The following is a 21,966-nucleotide window of genomic DNA, read 5'->3' on the forward strand; positions in this document are numbered from 1 at the left end:
GGATTTGCGTCATTTTGACGCAAGGAGTCGACGCCGGCCCGTCAGGCTGCATCCGGGAGGCCAACCACTTGGGTGTGGGCGCCTCGTGCCTGGGTCACACCGATGGTTCTGGTCGAGGCACCGATCATCGGTCGACGGTGACTGACCACGAGGAACTGGGCCTGCTCGGCCTGCCGGGCGATCAGCGCCGCCAGGCGCTCCACATTCACGCCGTCCAAGAAACTATCCACCTCATCGAGGGCGTAGAACGGCGATGGTCTAAAGCGCTGCAGCGCGAACAGGAAGCTGAGGGCGGTGAGGGATTTCTCACCGCCCGACATGGCAGCGAGGCGACGCACCGCCTTGCCCTTGGGATGCGCGACCAAGGTCAAGCCACCTTCAAGGGGGTCTTCGGGATTGTCCAGCTGCAACTTGCCGTCGCCATCGGACAGGCTCGCGAAAATCTCGCGGAAGTGTCCATCGACCGCTTCGAAAGCCTCCATGAAGGCTTCTTGGCGGAGCGTGGCAACGGTTTCGATCCGCAGCAGCAGTTCTTCCCGTTCCTGACTGAGCAACTCCAGGCGTTCGCCAAGATCTCCGAGGCGCTGCTCAAGTTCTTGCAGTTCTTCCAGAGCCAACATGTTCACTGGCTCTAAAGCTTCCATGCGCCGTTGAAGCTGTTGCAGCTGCTCTTGCAGCGCCTCGAGGCCACCGTCACGGACGGCGTCACTGATCTCCGGCAGTGGATCGGGGAGGGAGGATTTGAGTTCGTCCAGCCGAATGCTGCCACTGCGCAGCTGTTCCTCCAATCCAATGCGTTCCTCGCGCAACCGCTCCAGTTCCCAGCGGGCCTGCTGCAGCCCTTGACGTTGTTCCGCAACGGAGGCCTCCGCCTCATCGCGGGCACGACGTTCCTCTCCGAAGCGTGTCTGCAGCTCCTGTTGCTGGGCGTTGAGGGCATCACGACGTCTGTTCAGATCCTGGTGCTGCTGCCGCCAACGTCCGTGAGTCTCAGCGAGGGTCTGGACTGCTTCTTTGAGGGACTGTTCGTCCCGTTCGAGTCCTTGCCGCTGATCGGCCAGGCGTTGGGCTGTCATCTGGCGGTCACGGTCCTGCTGCAGCAGGGTGTCGCGTTGACGGCGGGCTGTTTCAAGGGCTGCATCGGCCTGTTCCAGGCTCTTTTGGAGCGCTTGCCAGCGCTCGGTATCGGCATTCGCTTCTCCCTTGCTCTCCTGCTGATCGAGTTGCTGGAGATCGCTCTGCAGGGGGCTGAGTGCTGTTTCGATCTCCTGGAGACGATGGCGGTCCTGGGCACCGGTTTCCTGCAGCTCCTGCAACTTGCGTTGATGGTGCTGCAGGCGTTCCAGCAGAGGGCCGTGGGAACGGCGTGCTGCCTGGCGTTCCGCCTCCAGGGCTGCCTGGCGTTGCTCGAGCTGGCGCAACCCCGGGCGTTGCTCCTCAAGCTGTGCTGTTAGGCGGTGTTCTTCTCGGCAGCAGGCGGCGAGGGTCTCTCCTAGTTCCAGCAGTCGTTGCCGCAGGGGAGCGGCCTCATCCCCTTCGCTGCTCAAACCGAAGCTGAGTCCGCCGCTCCGCTGACTCAGGCTGCCTCCGGTCATGGCGCCGCTCTTTTCCAGCAGCTCACCATCGAGGGTGACGGCACGGGAGCGGCCCAGCACGCGTCGGGCACTGCCCAGGTCTGTGAAGACTTGGGTGTCACCGAACACGTAGGCGAATACCTCCCCATAGATCGGTTCGTATCGAATCAGGTCGACGGCCCTGCCGATCAGGCCATCCGCGTTGCCACCGTCTGGCCTGCGCCCACGGGCCATGGCTGCGCCTCCGCCACTGCCGGGAGCGCGGATCTTGTTGAGAGGCAGAAAGGTGAGACGTCCGGCCCTGCGGCTCTTCAGGAGATCAATGGCCCTTGCGGCGATGCGGTCGTCGTCGACCACCACCTGGCCCATACGGGCGCCGGCCGCCACTTCGAGCGCCATGCGGTGGCGGTCCTCCACTTCCCCAAGCTGTGCAACCGGTCCATGGATGCCCTCCAGGCCGGACTCGAGCAGAAGGCGCAGGGCTCCGGTGCCGCGGCTTTCCTGAAGAGCTTCGCGCCGGCTGTCCTGGCGTGCGATCTCCCGTTCCAGTCGTGTCTGCTCCTGCTCAAGCCGGGCGCGGGTGCGCTGCTGAATCGCCACAGAGTCCGCCAGTTGTTGCAGCTGTTCCTGTCCGCTGCGGATCGCGTTGAGCAGGGTCTGCCACTCCTGCTCCAGTTGCTCCTGCAGCGTCTGAACCCTGCGGTCTTCTCCGCCGTCCTGGTCCCGTTCCAGCTCTAGGTCGTGCCTGCGCTCGTCGCTCTGGCGCAGCCGCTCCATCAGTTGCTGACGCTCTTCCTGCAGAGGTGCCAGGGAGGCCTGCAGCTGCTGCCGGCGGCGGCTGCGCTCACGCTGCTCCTCAATCCAGGTGCTCGAACGGCCGGCCACTTCCCCCAGCCGACGGCGCGAGAGCTCCACAGCTCCTTCCGCCCTGCGGCAGTCCTCGTCCGCACGTTCGAGCGCTGCCGGGTCGGCGCTGAGCCGCAGGGATTCGGATTCCGATTGAATCTGCCCCCTGCGCCCCTGCAGGTCATGGCGCAGGGCCTGCAGTCGTTCACCTTCCTGCTGGTGCTGCGCTGCCTGTCGTTCCAGTTCGCGGCTCTGAGGATCGAGTCCGGCCAGCTCCGCCTGCACTCCCAGCAGCTTGTCTTCGCCAAGGGCCTTGACGTTGTCCTGCAGTGTTTTCAGCTTGGCGGCCGCCTCTTGAAGCGTGGTCTCCCGTTCTTCGATGAAATGGGAGTCGCGGGCGTCCTGATCACCCAGCTGCTGGTGCCGCTGTTGAAGGCGGTGGCATTCGGCTTGGGCTGCGTCGTAGGCCAGGACTAGTTCCTGTCGGCGACCCAGCTGGAGCTGTTCCCGCAGCTCCTGATAGGCCCTGGCCTTGGCGCAATCTTTTTCGAGCCGCGCTCGCGTGGCCAGAAGTTCCTGCTCAACGATGCGGCAACGTTCCTGCCGTTCCTGCACGTCGTCTAGTTTTCTGCGGCTCTGTTCGATGCGGGTGTCAAATAGAGCCACTCCGGCCAGTTCATCAATGAGGCCGCGACGGTCACGGTTGCTCATCGAGACGATTCGGGTCACGTCCCCTTGCATCACCACATTGCTTCCTTCGGGATCGATCCGAAGCCGTCGGAGCTGGGTCTGAAGCTGCTGCAGATTGCAAGGGATCCCGTCGGCGCTGTAACTGCTGTTGTAAGAGCCGCCAGGCATCACCCGTAATTTGCGGGTCACTGTCCATTCGGTCTGATCGGACCGGATCCAGGGTCCCTCTGCCGGAGCTTCGATGCCTTCCTCAGCTGCATCCGGTTGCCAATCGGAGAGATCGAACCGCACGCTCACGGTGGTTTCAGCTGATTTGCCTGCCTTGAGAACCCCGCTGTTCACCAGGTCCGGCAAACGATCAGCCCGCATGCCTCGGCTATTGGCGAGACCGAGGCAGAAGAGCACGCCATCGAGAATATTGCTCTTGCCCGATCCATTAGGCCCGGTCACGACAGTGAAACCGGGCTCCAGGGGGATGCTCATCGCCCCCCCGAAGGACTTGAAGTGCGTCAGCCCTACCTGATTGATATGTACCAACAGGTGCCACAGCTGTCAGCATGCTGAAACTAGCGAAACACCTGAAAAGCTCAAGCGTCCTGTTCAGGTTTGTGACCTTGAGGACTGGCTGAACCGGCAAAGCCCGTCGCTCAGCGATACATAAACGGGTTCAGGCATGCCGATTCCTGCCATGCCGGTCAGCTCCAGGTTCACCGGCTGATCGGCCGCGGCTGGAAGGTTGCCGCGATAGGTACCCGCGACCACTCGTCGCGCCCAGCCCCGACCTCCGGAGACTGCAGCGGCTTGCCGGTCGAGCCACACCAGTCGGTGGGGGGGGAGCGGAGTTGCGCTCTGCGCAGGTCCGTTGAGGACGGGAATGGCGTCGAGCCGCCAGCTGCGGCAACTGTCACCGTCTTCAAGCAGCAGGTCGAGATGGCAGCCCCGAGGATCGTCTGGAGCACCGAAATGCTCAAGCAGCACGTAACGGTGTGGATCGGCGAGCATGGGTTTCCTGCGCAGGTCACCACCCCTAACCTGACGGTGTCTACAAGGATCGCCTTGGATTCAGCTCCATCCTCTGCCGAGTCAACTGCGGAACCTCAGGACCTAGCGACTCGATTTCGAGACCGCTTTGAGACGCTTCTCCCTGAGATCAAACGCCGCTGGCCGGAGGTGACGCATCAGGCGCTGGAAGCCACACGCGGAAGTCTTGATGATGTGGTGCATCTGATCTCCACCCAATCCGACCGCGCGTCTTCATCGGTGCAGCACCAGCTCGAGGAACTGCTGCATCAAGCCGGTGATCGAACGCGCAATCTTGTGGACAGCCTCGAGCCTCTTGAGGAACAGCTCGAGCAGTTGCTGGATGAACTGAACCGCACCCTGCGCCCGAAAATTGAGAAGCCCCTGCGGGAGCGCCCCCTGCTTTCTGTTGTTGTGGCTGCGGGTGTGGGGGTGTTGGTCGGAGCCTTTCTTACCAGCGGCCGGCGCTCCTCATGAGTGAACTGCCCCGGTCGCAGGAGCCTCGTCCTCGCGGGCTCGGCGCGGCAGCCAGGGTGACGGCCCTGGCGGGTTCGGTGATGGATCTTCACGTGCGCATTGCACTCCAGGAGGTTGATCGCGAAAAGCGACGCCTGATCAGTGGTGGAGTGTTCCTGGCGATGGGCGGAACCTTGATGCTTCTGGCACTGGTGGCCGCAGAAGCGGCGTTGCTGGTTTGGGTTTTGGAGGCCTGGGACTGGTCCCTGCTTCAGGCGTTGCTCGGTTTGGCTGTGCTCAACCTGGTGGTGGCTGGCATCAGCCTGCGCGTGGGCGGGCAACTTGCCAAGGGGCCTTACCTGCCACAGACCCTTGAGGGACTGTCGCGCACGACCCGCGCTGTTCTCGGCCGCTGAGCTTCAGCGCACGTCGTAGTGCAACCAGCGGCAGTCGATGCCGCCATTGCTGATCGGAATCCTGCGGGTGGCCTTCATGCGCAGGGCTCCCGTGAGCTGGGGGTTGCCGCTGAGTACCCACAGCGCCCAGCCCGATGCCTGCTCTTTGGCGTAGCGGCCCAGATCGGAGTAAAGACTCTCCAGATCGCTTCCAGCACCAATGCGTTCGCCGTAGGGCGGATTGCACACCAGCGTTCCAGGTCCCTGCGGCAGGGCGAAGTTGTGGAAGGATCCTGTGCGGATCTCCACCACGTTCTCCAGGCCTGCGGCCTGAACGTTGGCTCTGGCTTGATCGGCGATGCTGGGATCGGCTTCAAACCCCTGAATCGGGGGAAGGTCCCGCTGCCTGCATGCCCGGCCCTGAGCGCGTTGTCTCTCGGTGTCCCATTGCTCCAGGTTGAAGTCGGCCCAGCTTTCGAGAGCGAAGAAACGATCGAGTCCTGGTGCGAGCTGCAGAGCCATGGCGGCTGCTTCGATCAGAAGGGTTCCGGAACCGCAGAGAGGATCCACTAGCGGGCCTGTGCCATCCCAGCCGGAGAGCCGGATCAGCCCTGCAGCCAGGTTTTCCTTTAATGGCGCTGCTCCCATGGCTGCGCGATAGCCGCGCCGGTGCAGGCTGCCACCGGAGCCATCGAGGCTGAGCGTGGCCTCGCCGCGGTGGAGATGCAGATGCAGGCTTAGATCCGGCTCTTCAAGGTCGATTGACGAGCGTTTGCCCCAGAGGTCTCGTTGCCGGTCGATCACTGCGTTCTTCACCTGAAGGGCCGTGAAATGGCTGTGGTTCAGTCCAGGGGCGGTGCCGGTTACGTCCACTCGGAACGTCATCGAGGGATGTAACCATCGCTCCCAGTCGAGGGCTTGTTGGATGCCGTCGTAGAGATCATCACGCTCTCTGCAAGGGAAGTGGCTCATTTCGCGGAGCAGCCGAAACGGCAGTCGCGCTTGGAGATGCAGTCTGTAGAGGCAGGCCATGTCGGCTGTAAAAGAAGCGGCACGGCGGAGAGGCTTCACCTCCTTGGCTCCAAGAGCGTCTAGTTCTGCAGCTCCGATGTCTTCCAGCCCCTGGGGGAGGACAGCAATGCACGAGACCCGATTGACTGAATGGCGGTGTTCCCTCCCCACGCTGCTGTGCTCCACGTCACCACTGCTGTCAGAATGGCAAGGTCCGGTTTCGACCGGACTAGGTGATCCACACCAGTGTTTCGGACAGCGGTTCGATTCCGCTCAGCTCCATTCCCCCTTCCCGGGGCTGCAATGGTTTCGACGGGGCATGAGGAGGGTGACTGAAGCCTGCTCGGTGAGAGCAAACACGTAACTGCGAACAACATCGTTCGTTTCTCCCGTCAAGCAGCCCCTGTTGCTGCCTGACCCTTAGGGGAGATGGGGTGAAGTCAGCCTTATCACCCAAATGACTCATGGGGGCTGGAAGGCCCCCTCAAACATTCCAAGACAAGGGTTCTCGCTAACCTGGAATTGTGCTGACAGCTAATTAGGACAAATTTCAGGACAAGTTCATGGGTGCTTTGGCCGCGGCGGAACTTTCTGAGATCAGTGTTTTGGATTACGCGATCCAGATGTTGGATCAGAAGGATTTCCGTGTTCGCTTGAGGTCAGCCCTTGACGAGGTGGATCTGGATTCACACAGCTCGAAAGCTATCAAGCTTGTCCTTCGTCGTCGGGGGCTTCTTTGATGCCGAAGAGGGTCGAGGTCGTTGATCGAGTTCAGGTCGCTCACTCCAAGCTCTTGGAGGGCTTCAGCTGCACTGCTGTCGTGGCGTACCTGGCGGAGACCAAGGGGGTGAGCCGTAGAACAGCCCAACGAACAGTTCAACAGGCTTATGCACTGATCAGGGAGGACATCGACAAGGCGAACGTCCAGCGCAGTGACCTTGTGGCTCAGGCCATTCATTTGCTTATGGAGAGTGCACGTCTTGGTTTGGCGCAGAACAACCCTGGTGCAGTTGTTGGTGCAATTGCCCAACTCGACAAGCTCTGTGGGCTAAGGATTTATCGCAATTAGTTCAAGTAATCTTTGCAGTGGCGAGAAATCCCGATGATATATGCATGGAATATTTGTGTTAAATCCTCTTCATCCTGCTCTCTTGGAAGTGAATTCGGCTCTATGCTGATTGGTTAATTTTTCTTTTTTTATGGCGAGCATTAGATAAAGACTTTGCTTTGGCGGTCAACATATTGTTTTATATTGGTCCCATTTTGAGTAAAATGAAAAAATATATCGCCTTGGACGTTGGTGCAAGATGGGGGGCTGAAGAGGTCTTTTCCTCCTTTAGTGCCAAAGAGCTTGAAATGCATGGATTCGAGCCTGATCCCGCAGAATGCTCTCGACTAAATCATGAGATTAAGAATAGGGAAGGTGCTGAATCAATCTCTCATTTTTTTCATCCTGTAGCTCTTGCCGGGAGCAAGGGTCTGAGGAATTTTTATCATACAAAAAATCCGGCATGTAGTTCTCTTTATGCACCTAGGATGCACCTCAATGAGCGTTATCCTATTTTAGATGTTATTGAATTAGAGAGAGTTTCTTGCATTGAAGTTGACACGCTATCTAGCTGGGCGTCTCGTACTGGTATAGACTACATTGATTATATTAAGCTTGACACTCAGGGCTCGGAGTTGGAAATATTGCAGGGAGCGGGCAGTTTGGTTGAGACTTTTGTGTGCGCTGAGATAGAGGTCGAATTCAATCCTATTTATGAAAATCAGGCTCTTTTTTCTGATGTTGACGCATTTATGAGGGAGAAAGGTATGGTTTTGTGGGGATTTAAGCATATCCAGCATTATGTTTTTGGCGCTCAGCATCTCTCGATGGATAGAAAGTTATTGCTCAAATACGATGCGAATGAAGAAGTGACTAATGCGCGTGGAGGTCAGTTGTTTTGGGCAGATGCTTTGTACGTCAGGAGGAATCTGCTTGAGGAAAGAGCTTTGGACTTAGATATGCTTTCACGAGCAATTTATCTGCTTGACCGTCTTGGCTTTAAGGACATTGTTTGTCATTTGAATGCCTTGAATAAGCAATGAATCTTTGTGCAATTCTCCTTGAGTTTGCATTGGAATGTCTTAGGAAGCAGTTCACGTGCTTTTCTGCTTTCGCGGAGGTCGATTTGCGTTAGTAGATAAAGTTGGTTGATGATCTTTTCGGTTAATGACGCCTCCAATGCATGGTTTCATGGGCTGATTGTTGAAACTTCGTCGGAGGTGCCAAGGCTCAGTGTTTTTTGTGAGAAAATATTCTTATATTTGGCTTTGATGTAGCCCATTTATCACCCTGCCGTGAAGCCGTCTTGGGGTGAGTGCGTGACATGGGAAAAATCACCAACCCCATAGAGGTATTCGGGACGCCCACGCTTGCGAGTTCTCCGTGGATGGCGCTGCAGCCAACCCTGTTCAAACAGGTCTAAGCAGACCAATCGAAGGTGCTCTGCATTGCATTTGAGAGTCTTCGCCAACTCATTGATGGACTTGTAGCCGTATTGCCGCAAGTGCTTCAGGGCCTTAGCAGCAATCTCTTCTCGTTTGGCAGGCAGTATTTGGTCTTGTTCATCTGCAAGCCACCAGCAGTAGGTCTCACAATCGCGCTGAAGAACCCATCTGGTGCCAGGTTCGATATTCCTCTTGCCAAGGGCATGGAGTGACAAATGCTCACCCTTAGGGCCTGTTAGCCCCCAGCAGTCTTGAACAGCAGCACTGATTGTGTTGATACCGCTGATGTCTTCCCATTGAATCTCCGTACGCTTTCGTCTTGTGCCATTGCCGTCCTGGTGGGTCTTGTTGAGATGGGCAGTCGTTAAAAGCAGTACGTCGTTGTTAACCGCTGCTTTGTTGAGGCTGTACAGAAGGTCGATCATTTCAAAATCAACTGTCCGATGCCCTTCGCTACTCAGCACGGTGGTCAAGCTGTCAATCCCGATAGCGCCCCACTTACGCGACTCAATGGCGTCGAAAAGTTGTCGAAGCGGGAACGGACCTTCGGGGTAGATGACATCGAAGTTGCGTCTCAGCTCCTGTCGCCGGAACTTCCGTTCAGCGAACTTCTCAGGTTCATCCCCTTGGATCAGTAGTGCTTTCGCCTGTTCTGTCTTAAAAGCCCCCAGGAAGGGAGTTCCTTCTTGAATTGCCTCTATGCAGAGGTTCATCAAGGTGGTCTTGCCCGTTCCTGAATCGGCAGCCAGTAAAACGATGCCGCTTGCTGCGAATTGCTTAACCCGCCAGATTTTTCCTAGGTCCCGCACACCCCCCTGGGCAGGCTTGGCGATGAGTTCAGACAGGTGACTGAGTTCTGGTTCAGGCCGCTGCCTCAGAAAGGGATTGTTCTCCTGGACTCCCTTGAGCAAGTCCTCTACGGATGCACCGTCCGCAATCCAGTCGGCCACGTCCAGCCCGCCATCCTTTGGCATCGCACCATTCCATTCAGGTGTGCCGGGGTAAACCAGTAACCACCGACAGCCGGGATAGGCGCTCGCCACTTTGCGGGCGTACTTCACCCCCGCCTGATCTTGGTCAGCCACCACAACCACTCTTGTTGGATCGAAGTGGCCGCCATCCCGTTCTGGACTGAAGCCCTTACAACCTCCAAGGGTGGCCACAGCGTTCAACCCGAGTCGCCTCAAAGCATCAGCGCATGGCTCTCCTTCAGGGATGAACACGTAGGGCGCTCCATCTACGAGGGCTTGCTTTGCCTCACTTAATCCATAGGGAACAACCCGATTTGCCAGTTCCCTGGGTCGACAGCCATCAATCAGGCTCTCCTGCCAGATCCTGCGTTTGCCCTTGCCGTCATCAGTCCGGTGTACTTCCAGGGTTGGTCGGCCCACCTCATCGCGATAGACCCAGCTGCGGTGACCTTTGGGACGGATTGTCTTCTTGGATGGTGCTGTTGTCCCCTTTGTTTTGGATTGGGCTGCATGATCGTCCTTGCGGACTTCATTTGGATTGATGGCTGGAGCAAGAGCCTCACGGATTGCTCGCTTGCCTTTTTCAGTGCTGCTGCATTTGCAGCCATAAGCAGCCCACTTGCCAGTACCGAGGTTCACCTTGAAGTTTGGGGCTCCACAACCAGGTACTGGGCACAGAAAGCTGTGATCTCCATTGGGTGTGTTTGTGCCTCCGTCTGGTTGCAGCTTGGCTAGGTGGTCACGAATCTCAAATCCCATTGAGTCCCCCTACACGTTTGGTGATCGATTGACCGCTGATTGATCTCTTAAACATCCCGGCCTCCGTAGGTCTCCACCTCTGCAGGGTCGATGCGCTTGAAGTGAGTAAAGGACTCTTCCGTTGCTTCCAAATGCCACTGCAGGGGCGCACGCGTCGAGGCACCAGCAAACCGATAGTCGATGCCTTCTTCGAACATCGCTGTCGTGTTCTTGAGTCGTTTGAGCGTTTTTGGATGCACGCCCAAATGCGCGGCCATGGTGGCCGTGTCAATCCACTGAGATTTCATTGTTTTCCCCCCCCCCCCCTTACTTTTTGACTTGTCTGCTGTTCTTGCCGCCGCGGTGAAACACCATGAATTCGCGTAGATGGTGCTCTAGGGCGTCGTGAAATCGTTCTTTGAGGCAGCTTGGGAGCTGGGTGCCGTTCACAAAAACACGCCCGTCTCCAGGGAAGTGAAAGTGGCTTCCATCGTCAAGAAATGCCTGGTACAGCTCGTTTAACTGCTGCCTTGCAGGCTTTTCAGCTCCCTTTGGAGTGATGATCCCAGACTTTTTGTGATGCCTAAGTGGTTTGGGCATACCAATCCTGTGTGTTGTGGTGACAGGTGCGGCAGACCCCGGTTCGGTTCCTTGCTGGAGGCGCACTATCCAGTAGGCCCGAATAACTCCTCGTGGAGAGTCAGAGCACGACTGCCCGAAGGAATCGTGACGGTTGTGTGAATTATAGGGTGCTCAATTACTTCTGTTCCCGTTTGCTAGTCGTGCGTGCTTTCTCGCGGTGACTAGCTACCAATAGCCGCTTCAAAAGCTGCTCTTGTTGTTGCGTCTGTTGCTGATTCATAGGCTCTGCTGTGAGCGGCAAGGCCATGACCCATCGCTCTGCAGATTTGGGCAGTTTCGATGCCATATCGGTGGGCTCGCACGCTGTAGCCATCACGAAATGAATACGGTCTGAGCCACATCCGTTTCGCTTCGTATTGCTGCTTCAACTCAAGCCATTCAGGTTGGCGGTTCAAGTGGTTCAGCACGTATCGCCCGTTCAGTTTCCTGAGGTCGCCATCACGGCTAACCGGTAGCTCTAAGAGACCCGCATCCATGGCCTGGCAGAGATTCCATGAGACTTGCTCTCCTGATGGTTGCTCTAACGGCAGGGCCAGCAGCCATCTGGGATCGCAACGGTTTGGACCCGAGATCTTGCGGTAGCTGCACCACAGGCCGAGATCGCCTGCTTCTGTTCTCCTTGGAGCGAGGTACTGCAGCTCTACTGGTCTGAGGCCGAATAAGACCATCAGCCGAAAGACATTGCCCCAAGCATTGTTTCGGGCGTCTATCGCTTCGATCAGACGCAACACCTCTGCATCTGTCAGCGTCGCTTTCGTCTTCTTTTCAGCGGGCCGACCACGTAGTTCCTTGATGCTCGTCTGACTGATTCGCCATGACGCGGGCATCTGGTGTCGACTTACGGCATGGTCCATGAGATTCCGCAAGGCAAGGCAGCAAGCGGCTCTGCTCGAAGGTTTCCCCGCCCAACGCTTCAGGGTTTGCTTGAGGAGTTCATGGCCATCAGCTGGTGAAGACCTGCTGCGAAGCGCCTTCAGGGCTTCGTTGAAGTAGGGCTCGTAGTTGTCTCGGTAAGTCGAGTCCAGGATTTGGTTCCGACCTTCTTGCAGGGACTCCCGAAAGCTCTCAACTATTGATGGCCACCCTTTGTTGGCGGTTGGCGGTTGGCGGTTGGCGGTTGGCTTGAGCTTGTCGCTCGTGCCGGTCACCTCAGCAATGGCCTGCTTGAGGGAGACGTCACCTTGCATCCACAGCGGATAGACCCTGTTGATCAACAGCAGTGCATCCCCGACGGCTTCAGCCGCCCAGGGGAATGGAAGGTTTGCAGAGTCAGTTCGGAGATCCTTCGCCCGGATTTTCAGCCTGACCTTTCCGCTGTTGTTCCCGACCGTCCAGCCCTGACGTCCAGTTTTGACCGCTGCTTGGAAGCCTTCTTCCCATTTGGCAGCCATGACCAAGTTTCAGGACAAATTAGCTCCTCTTGCTTCCCATGCGTAATCCTCTGTCCCTTGTAATTCCGTCTTATGACTGGCTTGTTGGCCAAAGACTGAGTTCTTCTGGTCAGGTGATTAATCCGTATCACCCAAATGACTCATGGGGGCTGGAAGGCCCCTTCAACCATTCTAGGAGAGGCGATCTCAGCGGTCGCCTTTTTTAATGACAAGGCGCTTGGGGTCATAGATGGGGTCATAGACGCCGTAGACCCCGCTGGGGTCATTAGGGATCAGCGCTTGGGCGGTTTCCGGTTTTGAGGCTTGCGACCTGATTTCGGTGCCTTCGCCAGCGGCTTCTGCTTCTGCTGTTGCTGCTGCTCTTGAGGCTTGATGCCTGCTTCCTTCAGGGCATCGGCACGACCCTTCTGACGAGCCAGGGCAAGACGGGTTTGGCGCACGGTGCGCTCGTACATCTGATGCTCGAGCTTCTCGGTCTTCTCTCGAGCGATCTGGTCACGTTGGCGCTGCTTCTGCGCCGGGGTCAGCGGCTTTGCTGAGGGTTGCTTGCGATTCCTTGAGGTCTTGGCTGTGGCCACGATTTCAGGCGCTGCCCCCATTCTGATCAGACCTTGAGAGCAGCTCGAAAGAGTTGGCTTTCTCCAGCGGGGAACACTCAAGGCAGTCACGCCTGAACCATGACCTTCGACACACAGATGACCCTTGCACTGCTGCAGGAGCTACTCCTGGCGCTTCGTGCCAATGACCCTGATGACTTCAAGGCATGGTTGTCTCTAGGCATCGAACGGCTTGGTGAGCCTGTTGTTATGGAGCTGCTGCTCGATGGGCTGAACCCAATACTCACGACAGATGAGGCAGACAGTCTGGTGGGTTAGCACCTGGGCGTGAGCCTGTAACCAGATGGGGGATAGAGACCCCTGAAATTGGGCAGATAAATCCCTCAGTTGGGGGAGTTGCTTTCAGGCGAGAACGGCGATGGTGAATACATCGAAGGGACGACCTTCACAACCCACTACAAATCAATGAAACTCTTCAAAACAATCGCTGCTACCGCTGCTGTTATTACCTGCTGTATTGGCAACACAATTCCGGCCAATGCGTCAATTCGGTTTGATCTAGAAGGCGATATGCATAGCATGTTGATCTGTAATGACAATGATCCATATATCTATGCCAATAACGATAGAACATGGAATAAAGCCTATAGCACTAGCTCTTTCACTAAAACAGCAGACGGAACAATCCCTAGGGGAAACTGCGACCTGGTAATGCTAGACACTGCAAATGAATATACGCATGTAACAAGTTTCAAAGTCGCAAGTGGAACAAAAGCTCTAGAGATGCGTTCTATGGGGTGGGATATTCTATTCGACAAAGCCAAACCCAATCCGAGTAAATACAACAACCCCAGGCCGCTTGCTTCTTCCTGCATTGGTCAGCTTCAGAACATTCCAGTGGATAAAGTTAAAAGCTATTGCTTTAAATAATTTCTATTTAGTCGGGAAGCCTGAAGTCTTTGGGCTGAAAGCAATACAAGACCCGCAAGGGGAAAGCAAGGAGCGTGGTTGTCGCTATCGATCTCCCGACAGAACATTCACCCCGTCGCAAGGCGGGGTTTTTTATTACTTACCCAGCCCTTTGGTGATGTTCTGAACGGAAGCGATTGCTCTTGTAGTAATCCTTTGAAGCGTTGAGGGTCTGCAGCTCGCGCCTTCTGTGTCTCTTTAAAGAGTGTGGACTTTGAACTCTCGGCAGACCCCTGAAATCGAGACGTCAAAGAACCAATCTCGGCCGTCAGGGATTTTGCGGATCACTTTCCAGTGGTCAATCTTTTCTTCTTTTAAGGCCAAAAGAAGAGCGTCACCGCTGCATCCAGAGCACTCCACTTGCTTTGAGGGGAACTTTTGAGCAGATACCTGAAAAAGTTTTTTCATCTTGGGCGATCGATGGTTGTGAAGACTGTATGCAGTGTTGAACGGAAGCGGTTGTTCTTTCGATACTGATCAGCTGGGGGAGACAGACCGCTGAAATTGGGCGGGAAAATCCCCCAGTTGGGTGAGGCGTCTTTTTGCAGGATCGGCGAACGTACAGGAGTTCAGGAGAGATGACCTCCACAACTCACTTAATTGCAAATGAGACTAAGCAAACCATCGCTAGAGCAGATGGCAATTCATTCGCGGTCTCCGCCCTGTAAAAGCAAAATGCTTGACCTTGATGACTACAGCAGGCGGCTGGTTTGCTTTAAAGCTAATTACCAGCAAAGGGCTGAAAATACTTAGAAGCTTCTAATCAATCTCTAAGAAATGCCAAACTTCGGTATTGTGCATTTCCTCAAAGCATTTCACTATTCAAGATAGGATTTGCAATATTAATATTTCATTGGAATTGAACGCAGATGGTTCCTAGCGTGTCATCTGACGGGACAAGAGGCGTGCTTGCTAAAGATTAAGAGATTATAGATATTTGAGGCATGCAGCGAGTCTTGTGCTGAGCATCAGTGTTCTGTTCGATTGCTATGAATAGAAGGACTGCTAATGCGTGTCGCTCATGTTTAAGACGAGTTTTCTGATTTCAGCCCTGTTGGCATTGTTTTTTTTGCCAAACAAGGTTTTGTCTCAGATTAATTCTGTAGAACAGCTTGATGGTACAAAATGGTGCACTTTTGACAAGGCTAATTCTATTGCAAGGATTACTTACCGTGGAGATGTTAGCTATGCATCAAGCGGCAATACTTGCATGAGTCTTAACAGGGTGGGCAAAATGGGTGCTTGGAAGGTAGGTTTCGAATGGTGGAATCTAGAGTCAAAGATTAGGGTGAAAGAATATGCGTTGGCTTCAACGGTTACAGCAAAAGCTCTTGCATATAAAGAGGCTAAATCTGCTGAAGATCGTCGTATCCCTTATGCAAGCACGACTCCTGGTACGCGTGGTGCGGGATATATTCACCTTTTAGATAGCAAAACATTGAGGCTGTCTCAATTGGGTAGAGGTGCAAACGGAGATGTTACACTTCTCGTGTATTACCTGGAGAAAGTTTCTGCTTTCCCAAAACTGACTATTCCATTGACATTTCCTTCTCCGCGGGCCGACTAGTTGCTAGGGGTCGCTGTAGGTTCAGGGAAGTAATAACTCATATTTTTGATTTAAATGTTCTGGGTGTATGCTTTGTCTATCCAATTCTTTCTGACGAAAAAGCAAATATTTTCTACGAACTGCGCCTGCTTCTTGCAGGCGCAGCATATTTCGAGAGACTTGAATCTTATTTGTAAATTGGTCAACACCCCGACAAGGGGAAACCAGGGGGCGTAGGTGTCGCTATCGATCTCCCGGCAAAACATTCACCCCGTCTAAATGGCGGGTTTTTTTATTGCTCCCTCAGTTGGGGGAGGCAGACGGCTGAAATCGGGCGGAAAATCCCTCGGTTGGGGGATATGGACGAAACCATTACTTGCAATAATTCCCAGGAGGTGATTTCAATGAGTGACTTTAAAAAAGAAAAGTAACTATCCATGACGACCCTTCGGAAACCCCCAGGGGAACATAAGAGCGGAGTCCTGGTTGCCGAGCCGTTTGGCCTGAGACCGCAGAGTGATGGGTGTTCTGGTCAGGTTGATAGCCCCGAACCTTGTCAGACACAGTTCAGGCCGCCACCAACCAGCGGCCCGCCAAGGCGAGAACGAGAGCTAATCCCGAGGCTCCCATCCAAGCTGTCCGATGGTTTGCCAACTGGCGCCGCAGCAGCGCCACGCTCGCGCCCCACCCCAGCAGCACAAAAGTGCTTTGGCAAAAAGCAATGACGTGTGAGTCAGCGCTCCAAGTAGGCAAGGTCTGAGACCAACTCCAGTCCATTGGTGCAAGGCTGACGGGGAACAGCTGTCCTGCTTCGCTCATACCCAAAGGCAGATGCCGAGCCAGCAGCAGGGCCCAAACGAGTGGCAAAAGGCCATAAAGAGTGCGTCGAATCCGCTCGCGGCTAAAGGCCATCGAAGCGAGGCCATACAGAAGTGCTGGGATCGAAAGGGCAGAGATGGACAGGAGCAGACGAGGAAGAAGCGGACCATCCAACAGGCTTTCCGGGGTGCCGGGAATCCATCCGAGCAGTCGGTTTGCCTGGTGCAAGCAAACATCTCCCGCCAGGACCAGTAGCAATGCGGGCTCTCCGTAGGGCAACTGCATCTCACGCTGAATATCCGCGGCAGGTGGCCTGAGTGCGAGTTGAACCGAACGATGCGGGCAGGCTTGGGCGCAAGTCATGCACAAGACACAGTTGCGGTTGTCCTTCAGGTGAGCGGGATGAGTCCCCAGAGGGCAACCCTCCGTGGCCATTCCCTCGCCATCGGCTGGACCGCCTTTGAAGCAGGAGTAGCTGTTGCAACTGCCGCTGCAGGTTCCGACCTCAGCGCGTAGCTCCAAAATTGACAACTTTGCGAACAGACCGTTCATGCCTCCAACCGGACAGAGGTATCGGCACCAAAACCGCTTTTCAAAGAACAGAGAGCCAATCACTGCACCTGCTGTGATCAACAACAGCAGACAACTGCTCAGCCACGCCGTGTTCTGCAGGTTCCAGACCTCCTCCCAAAGCAGGATCAGTGCGAAGCCCGCCGCCAACAGGGGGGAGGCCCACCGGTCACTCTCCCCGCGGGGCCAGCGAGCGGGTTGCCAGCCCAAGGCTCGAACCAGACGTTGGCTGATCTCACCCCAAACCATGAATGGGCAGAAGGAGCACCACAGACGACCGACTAGTGGGTAGCCAAGAAGGATCAAGGGCCACCACCAAGCCCAGAACAGGTTCAATGCACCGTTATGGGCGCGATCTTGCGGTCCCAGCCATAGCCAGAGATTGGCCAGCACAAACAGCCAGCTGACCAAGCCAAAGAGCAACGTGTTCCAGAGCAATGGAGCCCGCATCCACTCCCTCAGTTGAGGCTTCCAACGCCAAATGTCGAAGCGGTAGCGCTGTTGGCGAGGCGGTGTCCAGAACACGTCCTCTGGAATTAGTTCCGGAAACGTGGAGCCGTCTTGCTGATTGATCTGCTGAAGCGCTCGATCAATCAAAGTTTCAAGCTCACGGATGTTGCTTGGAAAGTCGTAAGCCTGAAGACGTTTAATCACAGCCTCGGACACTCCAGGAGCTTTATGCCATCCGAGTTTCCGACTGCGCAGTCGGATGCCATACCGAAGCCACTCCCCGAGATCCTTTCGACGTACTCGAAGCGGCGGTACCCGAATCAGGCTGCAGCGCTGAACAATGTCGGGGCAGACCGTCTCTGAGGTGAAAAATAGGCGTCCTCGGAAACCGTGATGACCATCAAGAAGCTCCAGCAGCAAGTGTTTGAGCGTCTCTGGAGCACGGTCGACCTGATCGATGAGTAGTGATCCATCGCCAACAAGCTGAATCAGTGAACGACCATCTGAAGCTTCCAGCGGCTGCAGCAAATCGCTGCCATCCGCTTTTGTGAGGGCCGCATCGAGGCGAAGCATCAGCTCTTTGCGCTGAGGAGATCCGAAGTGGATCAGCGCCGCAATGTTGTCCTTCTCCAGGCCCGGTTCTCCGAGGATGAAGACCGCTCGCTGCTGAACATCCGCGGCAGCCTGTCGCACGGACTCCCTTAGCGTTTTGGCGTAACGACTGCTGCCCACCACGCCCCGTCGTGCGCGGCCCACCAGCAGGGGCGCCAAGCTAAGCAGTACGGGCGATGCGTCCAAAGCCATACAGAGGTTATGGACTGAAGTCTGAAGACAACTTGAGAAGCTGCCCGCGCTCTAGACGTTCAGTTCTCTTGGCTGTGATCATCGAAGCCAGCATCCGCTGCAAGCAACACAGCAATGCCATTGGAGCTCTGAAGCTTCAGGCGCAGCTCACAAGGCTGCAACAAAAACCCCGCCATTGCTGACGGGGGTGAATGTTTTTCGGGAGTTCGATAGCGACACCTACGCCCCCTGCTTTTCCCCGAAGGGTTTTGTATAGCTCTCAGCCCCGCTTTCATGGCTTCAGGCTTCCCGAAGCCTCAAAGTTATGCAGTCTCGCAAGCATGCTGTTCAATAATCTTCCAATCAACGAAGAACTGATTGAGATACTTGATGAAATACCTCGTCAGCTTGACCAGATAGGCGGGCGAAATAGTCTCGTCCTCCGGCAAAACATGATTGTAATGGAAGCACATCATGTGGTCGCCTGATTCGAAATTTGCAATGTATGTAGTGTCGACAGGATAATTATCCATATAGTCAGCAGTTTTTTTAAGCTTCTCCTGGTCGAAAGATTTGTCAAACGGGACGTACGCTCTAAAGATAATATCGTCAAATCGACCTGTGACAATTTCAAATGTCCATTGGTGCAATCGTGCTTGCGCAAACACATACTCGGTTTCTGTACCTTCGTTGCGGGTGATTAGCTCAGTTTTGATGTAAGCACCATTGAGGATTGTCGCGATGGTCTCTGGCGTCAGTTGTTTGGTTGTGAAAGCGAGGTTCATTTGAGTTTGGTGTTGAGGAGGTCATCCCTCCGAGGCATTCACCATCGTCGTTCTCGCCAGAAAGCACCTCCCCAAAAAGTGGTGACTTGAAGCCAGTTCAATGGTCACAATGGGGGATGTGCCGGAACAAAAGACGTCGCATTGTGGAAGGGTTCACGCATAGAGGAGGTTATGCACGTTTTCCTGTTCATCGCGGCGGCAGCATGTGTCAACCGCCCTTGGCCTCCAGCGTTGCTCGTGTCCTCACCCTGCTCACCACATCTTCCCCTTACTCCGACTTCCCTAATCCGCCCGGAGCAGGGCATTAGCCGACTAGATGGATCCAGCGGGATTCACTGCTGACCCTTCTTGCCCTAACAGTTGCTACTGCCGACTATGCCAACCCTGTTGAGGGAGGGCAGCACAGCAGATCATCCACCCATGGCTGCCCCTTTCAATGGACCAAGGAATCACTACAGACTGTATTAAATGGTCTTCTCGTGATGGCAGCGCTACCTCACCTAGAACCCCCGGCGGTCAGCGATAACACTTGTGACGAGCTAGTGGTGAGCTGGGAGCAGTACGACAGGCTGATCGAGCACTTGGCACTGCAATTGCATCAAGCCTCAGCGGACTTTGATCAGATCGTGGCCCTTTCCCGTGGTGGTTTACGGGTGGGGGATTTGCTTTCCCGCCTTTTTGAACGCCCTTTGGTCGTAATGGCAGCTACTAGTTACAGCGGCGATGACGAACGAATTCAAGGAAAACTAAAACTCGGCCATCAGCTTGCCCACACATGTGACCTGCTCGGACCACGACTCCTTCTTATAGACGATTTAGTGGATAGTGGAAACACCTTGGTTGAGGCCAGCGCTTGGCTGAAGAACCAAGTCAGCCCAACCCAACTGTTGACTGGGGTTCTGTGGCGAAAGGCTGGTAGCGCATTTATCCCAGATTTTTGGGCGATGGAGCTAACGGAAAATCCTTGGATCGTTCAGCCATTTGAACATTGGGAGAAGCTACAACCAGGCAAGCTCATGCCAATGCGTTAGTGATTTATTCAACGGTCTTGCCCAACCTTCCTGCGCTGGTTCTGGGTTGCGCAACCGTGCCCAAACGTTCACGGAATACCACCACCATCATGGGCGGAGATCGAAGAGCTGAATGTCAGTTGCTTGCGCGAAGGCGGTCACCCCTTCGTGACTCCGGCGGCAGAGTTGTCATTCAAGGCTGCTGATGATGGCGAGTTCTGAACTCTCCTAACAACCGAATCTTTAGGCCTTGCTCAACAGCGGGGCTTTTTATTGCCTGCAAGAGCGGGGAACACTTCAGGCAGTTACGTATGAACCATGACCTTCGACACTCAGATGACCCTTGCGCTGCTATAGGAACTGCGCCTTGGAAATTGACTGTTTAACGATTAATACGAATATAGATAGACCCACCATCGCTACACCTTTTGTCAACAATATTGGTAGAAGTATCTATACTCCACCAGCTGAGACAACCACCATCAGATAATGGGACTGGTGCAGGAGGTGCAACTGCTACATCAGCACTTGGATTAACTGAGGGATTACTGGATTTGTTAGTGGCAGAGCTGTCAACGATTAGACGAGTGAGCCGACAGCCTGATGAGCGAAGGGTGGCATTCCACTGCTTAGCCAGGGTTGCGTCAGCGTGGTCTTCCATCAACCATTGTGCGTTTTGTCTGGCACCTGCCAGTGCTCCGCATTTGTTTTCTCTATCCGTATAATTTCTATACTCATCCATCCAACTACTGTATTGATTTCTAAGTTTGATGGCATCAGAATTCGCCAATGCAGGCGCAGAAAAAGTGAAGGCTAAAAGCAGAAGCGAAGCAGCTTTAAACATAACTAAGAGAATATATCTCTCAATTCATCATGGCCTGCTGAAAGGCTATGAATCTGAATATAGGATTTAAAAAATATGAGTATTTGATAAGTCATCATGTCTGGCCACCCACGTGTTGCGGCAGGCGGGATTTTTTAGTTCAGCGGGGAATGCTTTCAGCTCGTACAACAGTGATGCTTGCTTCGTATGCAGTTTTGCTCTCGGTATCGTGTAAGTATCCAATCTCTTGGAGTTTCATTCTGCTTCGCTGGTTACAGCCTTCATAGCCCTTGGCCAGGGGCTGGTAATTGGGTTGTTCAACCTAGCGGTGATTCTTTTGTTGGAACTGCTAAATATTGCTTCAGTTCGAGTTGCAAGACAATCAAATTAATTGTCCTTATTGCGAATCGCCAACCTCTAGCTCGCCCTAAAAACGCAGCGCTAAGTCTTTGCGGCTTTGGGGTAGCTGCTCTCAAGCATTACCTTAAAATAATTGAAGATCAGGTTGCGGGATCAAGTTATAAAGCTATTTTGAATTGAATTCTCTATCCAGCAAATGGCTAAAGTCTTAATTACAGGATTTAGTAACGCACCAGTCAGTATTCCCTTTGTTGCTTCACAGACTACCGTTACTGATTTTTTCGCAAGACCTTGGCTTATCCGTCCGGAGCTTTCTGTTTCACTTTCAAGCAGAAGATATAATTTCACTGAATCAGTTGATAAAGGTGGTTTCACGGAATCTACAGTTTTAAAAGGAAAGCTCAATCAACTTTTGCCCTTTGAAGATAGAAAGATTAGATCTTTTAAAAGCGTGTTCAAAACTGCTGGTGATATTCAATTCAAGGTCGAAATTGATGAAATTACAGGTTTAAGCCTTGCGAATTTTACTGATCCAACTTTTAATTCTCTTAAAAAGGTATTAAGAGGGGATGATCAGGTAACCGGTGCAGAATTCTCGACGGGTTTGCTTAGGGGATACAAAGGAAATGATACTTTTTTCTTGAAATCCTTTAACGAAGCCCTTGGTGGCCCTGGCGCTGACGCATTCGTCCTTTCGACTGATATGAGAGATGCAAAGATTTTGGATTTTAAATTTGGGGTTGATAGTATTTTAATTGATGGAGACTTGAATGACTACACATTCGAAAGCAAGTTTGGATTCTTTAGTGTTGAGAATGCCGTAACTGGAGCTGTTCTTGCTACTGTGCAAAATATTAACCAGCCTTCGGATGCTGCCGACTTGGAATTGCTGCCATTTATTTCAGTTGATGAGGAATTGCCACCTGTTGTTTGGTGAGTATTCAGTACTTTAATGAATTTACTGCCGCAAGCTTGTAAGTTTCCCCGTCAACCATGGTGGGGCTTTTCTATCCTTTATAAGGGTGAATACTTCTAAATTTCACATCTTAACCATGATCTTCGTTGGC

At 54.2% G+C, this 21,966-nt stretch carries 20 protein-coding genes; 9 read left to right on the forward strand and 11 right to left on the reverse strand.

Annotated features, from left to right (window positions below; all coding sequences use genetic code 11):
- Positions 1-41 precede the first annotated feature (41 nt).
- Both smc and ACLM45_RS11650 read right to left on the reverse strand, forming a co-directional pair.
- Entirely contained in the window at positions 42-3,593 is a 3,552-nt protein-coding gene (smc, locus tag ACLM45_RS11645; protein ID WP_415409418.1) for a chromosome segregation protein SMC, read from the reverse strand.
- A gap of 117 nt (positions 3,594-3,710) precedes the next feature.
- Positions 3,711-4,112 carry a hypothetical protein gene (locus ACLM45_RS11650; protein ID WP_415409420.1) on the reverse strand — a complete coding sequence of 134 codons (402 nt, stop codon included), beginning with the start codon at positions 4,110-4,112 and terminating at the stop codon, positions 3,711-3,713.
- Here ACLM45_RS11650 and ACLM45_RS11655 point away from each other — a divergent pair.
- Together ACLM45_RS11655 and ACLM45_RS11660 are read left to right on the forward strand one after the other, a co-directional pair.
- Complete coding sequence (locus ACLM45_RS11655) at positions 4,095-4,607, forward strand: hypothetical protein (RefSeq protein WP_415409421.1); 513 nt, start codon at positions 4,095-4,097, stop codon at positions 4,605-4,607. The genes ACLM45_RS11650 and ACLM45_RS11655 overlap by 18 nt on opposite strands.
- The gene (locus tag ACLM45_RS11660) at positions 4,604-5,002 is read left to right on the forward strand and encodes a phage holin family protein (RefSeq protein ID WP_006043159.1); all 399 of its coding nucleotides are present in this window, start codon (positions 4,604-4,606) and stop codon (positions 5,000-5,002) included. The genes ACLM45_RS11655 and ACLM45_RS11660 overlap by 4 nt, the downstream gene beginning before the upstream one ends.
- Before the next feature lie 3 nt (positions 5,003-5,005).
- On the opposite strand, the gene ACLM45_RS11665 is transcribed toward ACLM45_RS11660, so the two are convergent.
- Positions 5,006-6,178, reverse strand: a complete 1,173-nt coding sequence (locus tag ACLM45_RS11665) for a THUMP domain-containing class I SAM-dependent RNA methyltransferase (protein WP_415409423.1) — start codon at positions 6,176-6,178, stop codon at positions 5,006-5,008.
- A gap of 553 nt (positions 6,179-6,731) precedes the next feature.
- Here ACLM45_RS11665 and ACLM45_RS11670 point away from each other — a divergent pair.
- Positions 6,732-7,061 carry a hypothetical protein gene (locus tag ACLM45_RS11670; protein WP_415409425.1) on the forward strand — a complete coding sequence of 110 codons (330 nt, stop codon included), beginning with the start codon at positions 6,732-6,734 and terminating at the stop codon, positions 7,059-7,061.
- Between the two features lie 173 nt (positions 7,062-7,234).
- Positions 7,235-8,083 carry an FkbM family methyltransferase gene (locus ACLM45_RS11675; RefSeq protein ID WP_415409426.1) on the forward strand — a complete coding sequence of 283 codons (849 nt, stop codon included), beginning with the start codon at positions 7,235-7,237 and terminating at the stop codon, positions 8,081-8,083.
- 242 nt (positions 8,084-8,325) lie between these two features.
- Here the strand turns inward: ACLM45_RS11675 and ACLM45_RS11680 are convergent, their stop codons facing one another.
- The 4 genes from ACLM45_RS11680 to ACLM45_RS11695 all read right to left on the reverse strand — a co-directional run bounded on the left by ACLM45_RS11680 (position 8,326) and on the right by ACLM45_RS11695 (position 12,826).
- Positions 8,326-10,215: an AAA family ATPase gene (locus tag ACLM45_RS11680; RefSeq protein ID WP_415409428.1), complete on the reverse strand. Its 1,890-nt coding sequence runs from the start codon at positions 10,213-10,215 to the stop codon at positions 8,326-8,328.
- 47 nt (positions 10,216-10,262) lie between these two features.
- Positions 10,263-10,472 carry a hypothetical protein gene (locus ACLM45_RS11685; protein ID WP_415409429.1) on the reverse strand — a complete coding sequence of 70 codons (210 nt, stop codon included), beginning with the start codon at positions 10,470-10,472 and terminating at the stop codon, positions 10,263-10,265.
- 525 nt (positions 10,473-10,997) lie between these two features.
- Entirely contained in the window at positions 10,998-12,227 is a 1,230-nt protein-coding gene (locus ACLM45_RS11690; protein ID WP_415409431.1) for a site-specific integrase, read from the reverse strand.
- 272 nt (positions 12,228-12,499) lie between these two features.
- On the reverse strand, positions 12,500-12,826 hold the full coding sequence (locus ACLM45_RS11695; RefSeq protein WP_415409433.1) for a hypothetical protein: 327 nt from the start codon (positions 12,824-12,826) through the stop codon (positions 12,500-12,502).
- Between the two features lie 78 nt (positions 12,827-12,904).
- On the opposite strand from ACLM45_RS11695, the gene ACLM45_RS11700 reads away from it, so the two are divergent.
- From ACLM45_RS11700 to ACLM45_RS11710, 3 genes are all read left to right on the forward strand, one after another.
- The gene (locus tag ACLM45_RS11700; protein ID WP_415409435.1) at positions 12,905-13,102 is read left to right on the forward strand and encodes a hypothetical protein; all 198 of its coding nucleotides are present in this window, start codon (positions 12,905-12,907) and stop codon (positions 13,100-13,102) included.
- A gap of 69 nt (positions 13,103-13,171) precedes the next feature.
- Positions 13,172-13,714, forward strand: a complete 543-nt coding sequence (locus ACLM45_RS11705; RefSeq protein WP_415409436.1) for a hypothetical protein — start codon at positions 13,172-13,174, stop codon at positions 13,712-13,714.
- 1,060 nt (positions 13,715-14,774) lie between these two features.
- On the forward strand, positions 14,775-15,320 hold the full coding sequence (locus tag ACLM45_RS11710) for a hypothetical protein (RefSeq protein ID WP_415409437.1): 546 nt from the start codon (positions 14,775-14,777) through the stop codon (positions 15,318-15,320).
- A 21-nt stretch (positions 15,321-15,341) separates the two neighbouring features.
- On the opposite strand, the gene ACLM45_RS11715 is transcribed toward ACLM45_RS11710, so the two are convergent.
- The 3 genes from ACLM45_RS11715 to ACLM45_RS11725 form a co-directional block, all read right to left on the reverse strand.
- The gene (locus tag ACLM45_RS11715; protein ID WP_415409439.1) at positions 15,342-15,467 is read right to left on the reverse strand and encodes a hypothetical protein; all 126 of its coding nucleotides are present in this window, start codon (positions 15,465-15,467) and stop codon (positions 15,342-15,344) included.
- A 399-nt stretch (positions 15,468-15,866) separates the two neighbouring features.
- Positions 15,867-17,942, reverse strand: a complete 2,076-nt coding sequence (locus tag ACLM45_RS11720; protein WP_415409441.1) for a 4Fe-4S binding protein — start codon at positions 17,940-17,942, stop codon at positions 15,867-15,869.
- Between the two features lie 302 nt (positions 17,943-18,244).
- The gene (locus tag ACLM45_RS11725; protein ID WP_415409442.1) at positions 18,245-18,706 is read right to left on the reverse strand and encodes a hypothetical protein; all 462 of its coding nucleotides are present in this window, start codon (positions 18,704-18,706) and stop codon (positions 18,245-18,247) included.
- Between the two features lie 545 nt (positions 18,707-19,251).
- Here ACLM45_RS11725 and ACLM45_RS11730 point away from each other — a divergent pair.
- Positions 19,252-19,737 (forward strand): phosphoribosyltransferase, encoded by a 486-nt coding sequence (locus ACLM45_RS11730; RefSeq protein WP_415409444.1) that lies wholly within the window; start codon positions 19,252-19,254, stop codon positions 19,735-19,737.
- 361 nt (positions 19,738-20,098) lie between these two features.
- On the opposite strand, the gene ACLM45_RS11735 is transcribed toward ACLM45_RS11730, so the two are convergent.
- Complete coding sequence (locus ACLM45_RS11735) at positions 20,099-20,560, reverse strand: hypothetical protein (protein ID WP_415409445.1); 462 nt, start codon at positions 20,558-20,560, stop codon at positions 20,099-20,101.
- 535 nt (positions 20,561-21,095) lie between these two features.
- On the opposite strand from ACLM45_RS11735, the gene ACLM45_RS11740 reads away from it, so the two are divergent.
- Positions 21,096-21,836 carry a hypothetical protein gene (locus tag ACLM45_RS11740; RefSeq protein ID WP_415409446.1) on the forward strand — a complete coding sequence of 247 codons (741 nt, stop codon included), beginning with the start codon at positions 21,096-21,098 and terminating at the stop codon, positions 21,834-21,836.
- Positions 21,837-21,966: the final 130 nt, after the last annotated feature.

It is taken from the genome of Synechococcus sp. A10-1-5-9, from assembly GCF_047716785.1.
Classification (GTDB): domain Bacteria; phylum Cyanobacteriota; class Cyanobacteriia; order PCC-6307; family Cyanobiaceae; genus Synechococcus_C.

Bases quoted from the DNA above. Each gene is read 5' to 3' on its own strand.
- smc (WP_415409418.1), bottom strand. From the start codon at position 3,593: ATGAGCATCCCCCTGGAGCCCGGTTTCACTGTCGTGACCGGGCCTAAT.
- ACLM45_RS11650 (WP_415409420.1), bottom strand. From the start codon at position 4,112: ATGCTCGCCGATCCACACCGTTACGTGCTGCTTGAGCATTTCGGTGCT.
- ACLM45_RS11660 (WP_006043159.1), top strand. From the start codon at position 4,604: ATGAGTGAACTGCCCCGGTCGCAGGAGCCTCGTCCTCGCGGGCTCGGC.
- ACLM45_RS11670 (WP_415409425.1), top strand. From the start codon at position 6,732: ATGCCGAAGAGGGTCGAGGTCGTTGATCGAGTTCAGGTCGCTCACTCC.
- ACLM45_RS11680 (WP_415409428.1), bottom strand. From the start codon at position 10,215: ATGGGATTTGAGATTCGTGACCACCTAGCCAAGCTGCAACCAGACGGA.
- ACLM45_RS11685 (WP_415409429.1), bottom strand. From the start codon at position 10,472: ATGGCCGCGCATTTGGGCGTGCATCCAAAAACGCTCAAACGACTCAAG.
- ACLM45_RS11690 (WP_415409431.1), bottom strand. From the start codon at position 12,227: ATGGCTGCCAAATGGGAAGAAGGCTTCCAAGCAGCGGTCAAAACTGGA.
- ACLM45_RS11695 (WP_415409433.1), bottom strand. From the start codon at position 12,826: ATGGGGGCAGCGCCTGAAATCGTGGCCACAGCCAAGACCTCAAGGAAT.
- ACLM45_RS11700 (WP_415409435.1), top strand. From the start codon at position 12,905: ATGACCTTCGACACACAGATGACCCTTGCACTGCTGCAGGAGCTACTC.
- ACLM45_RS11710 (WP_415409437.1), top strand. From the start codon at position 14,775: ATGTTTAAGACGAGTTTTCTGATTTCAGCCCTGTTGGCATTGTTTTTT.
- ACLM45_RS11715 (WP_415409439.1), bottom strand. From the start codon at position 15,467: ATGCTGCGCCTGCAAGAAGCAGGCGCAGTTCGTAGAAAATATTTGCTT.
- ACLM45_RS11720 (WP_415409441.1), bottom strand. From the start codon at position 17,942: ATGGCTTTGGACGCATCGCCCGTACTGCTTAGCTTGGCGCCCCTGCTG.
- ACLM45_RS11725 (WP_415409442.1), bottom strand. From the start codon at position 18,706: ATGAACCTCGCTTTCACAACCAAACAACTGACGCCAGAGACCATCGCG.
- ACLM45_RS11735 (WP_415409445.1), bottom strand. From the start codon at position 20,560: ATGTTTAAAGCTGCTTCGCTTCTGCTTTTAGCCTTCACTTTTTCTGCG.
- ACLM45_RS11740 (WP_415409446.1), top strand. From the start codon at position 21,096: ATGGCTAAAGTCTTAATTACAGGATTTAGTAACGCACCAGTCAGTATT.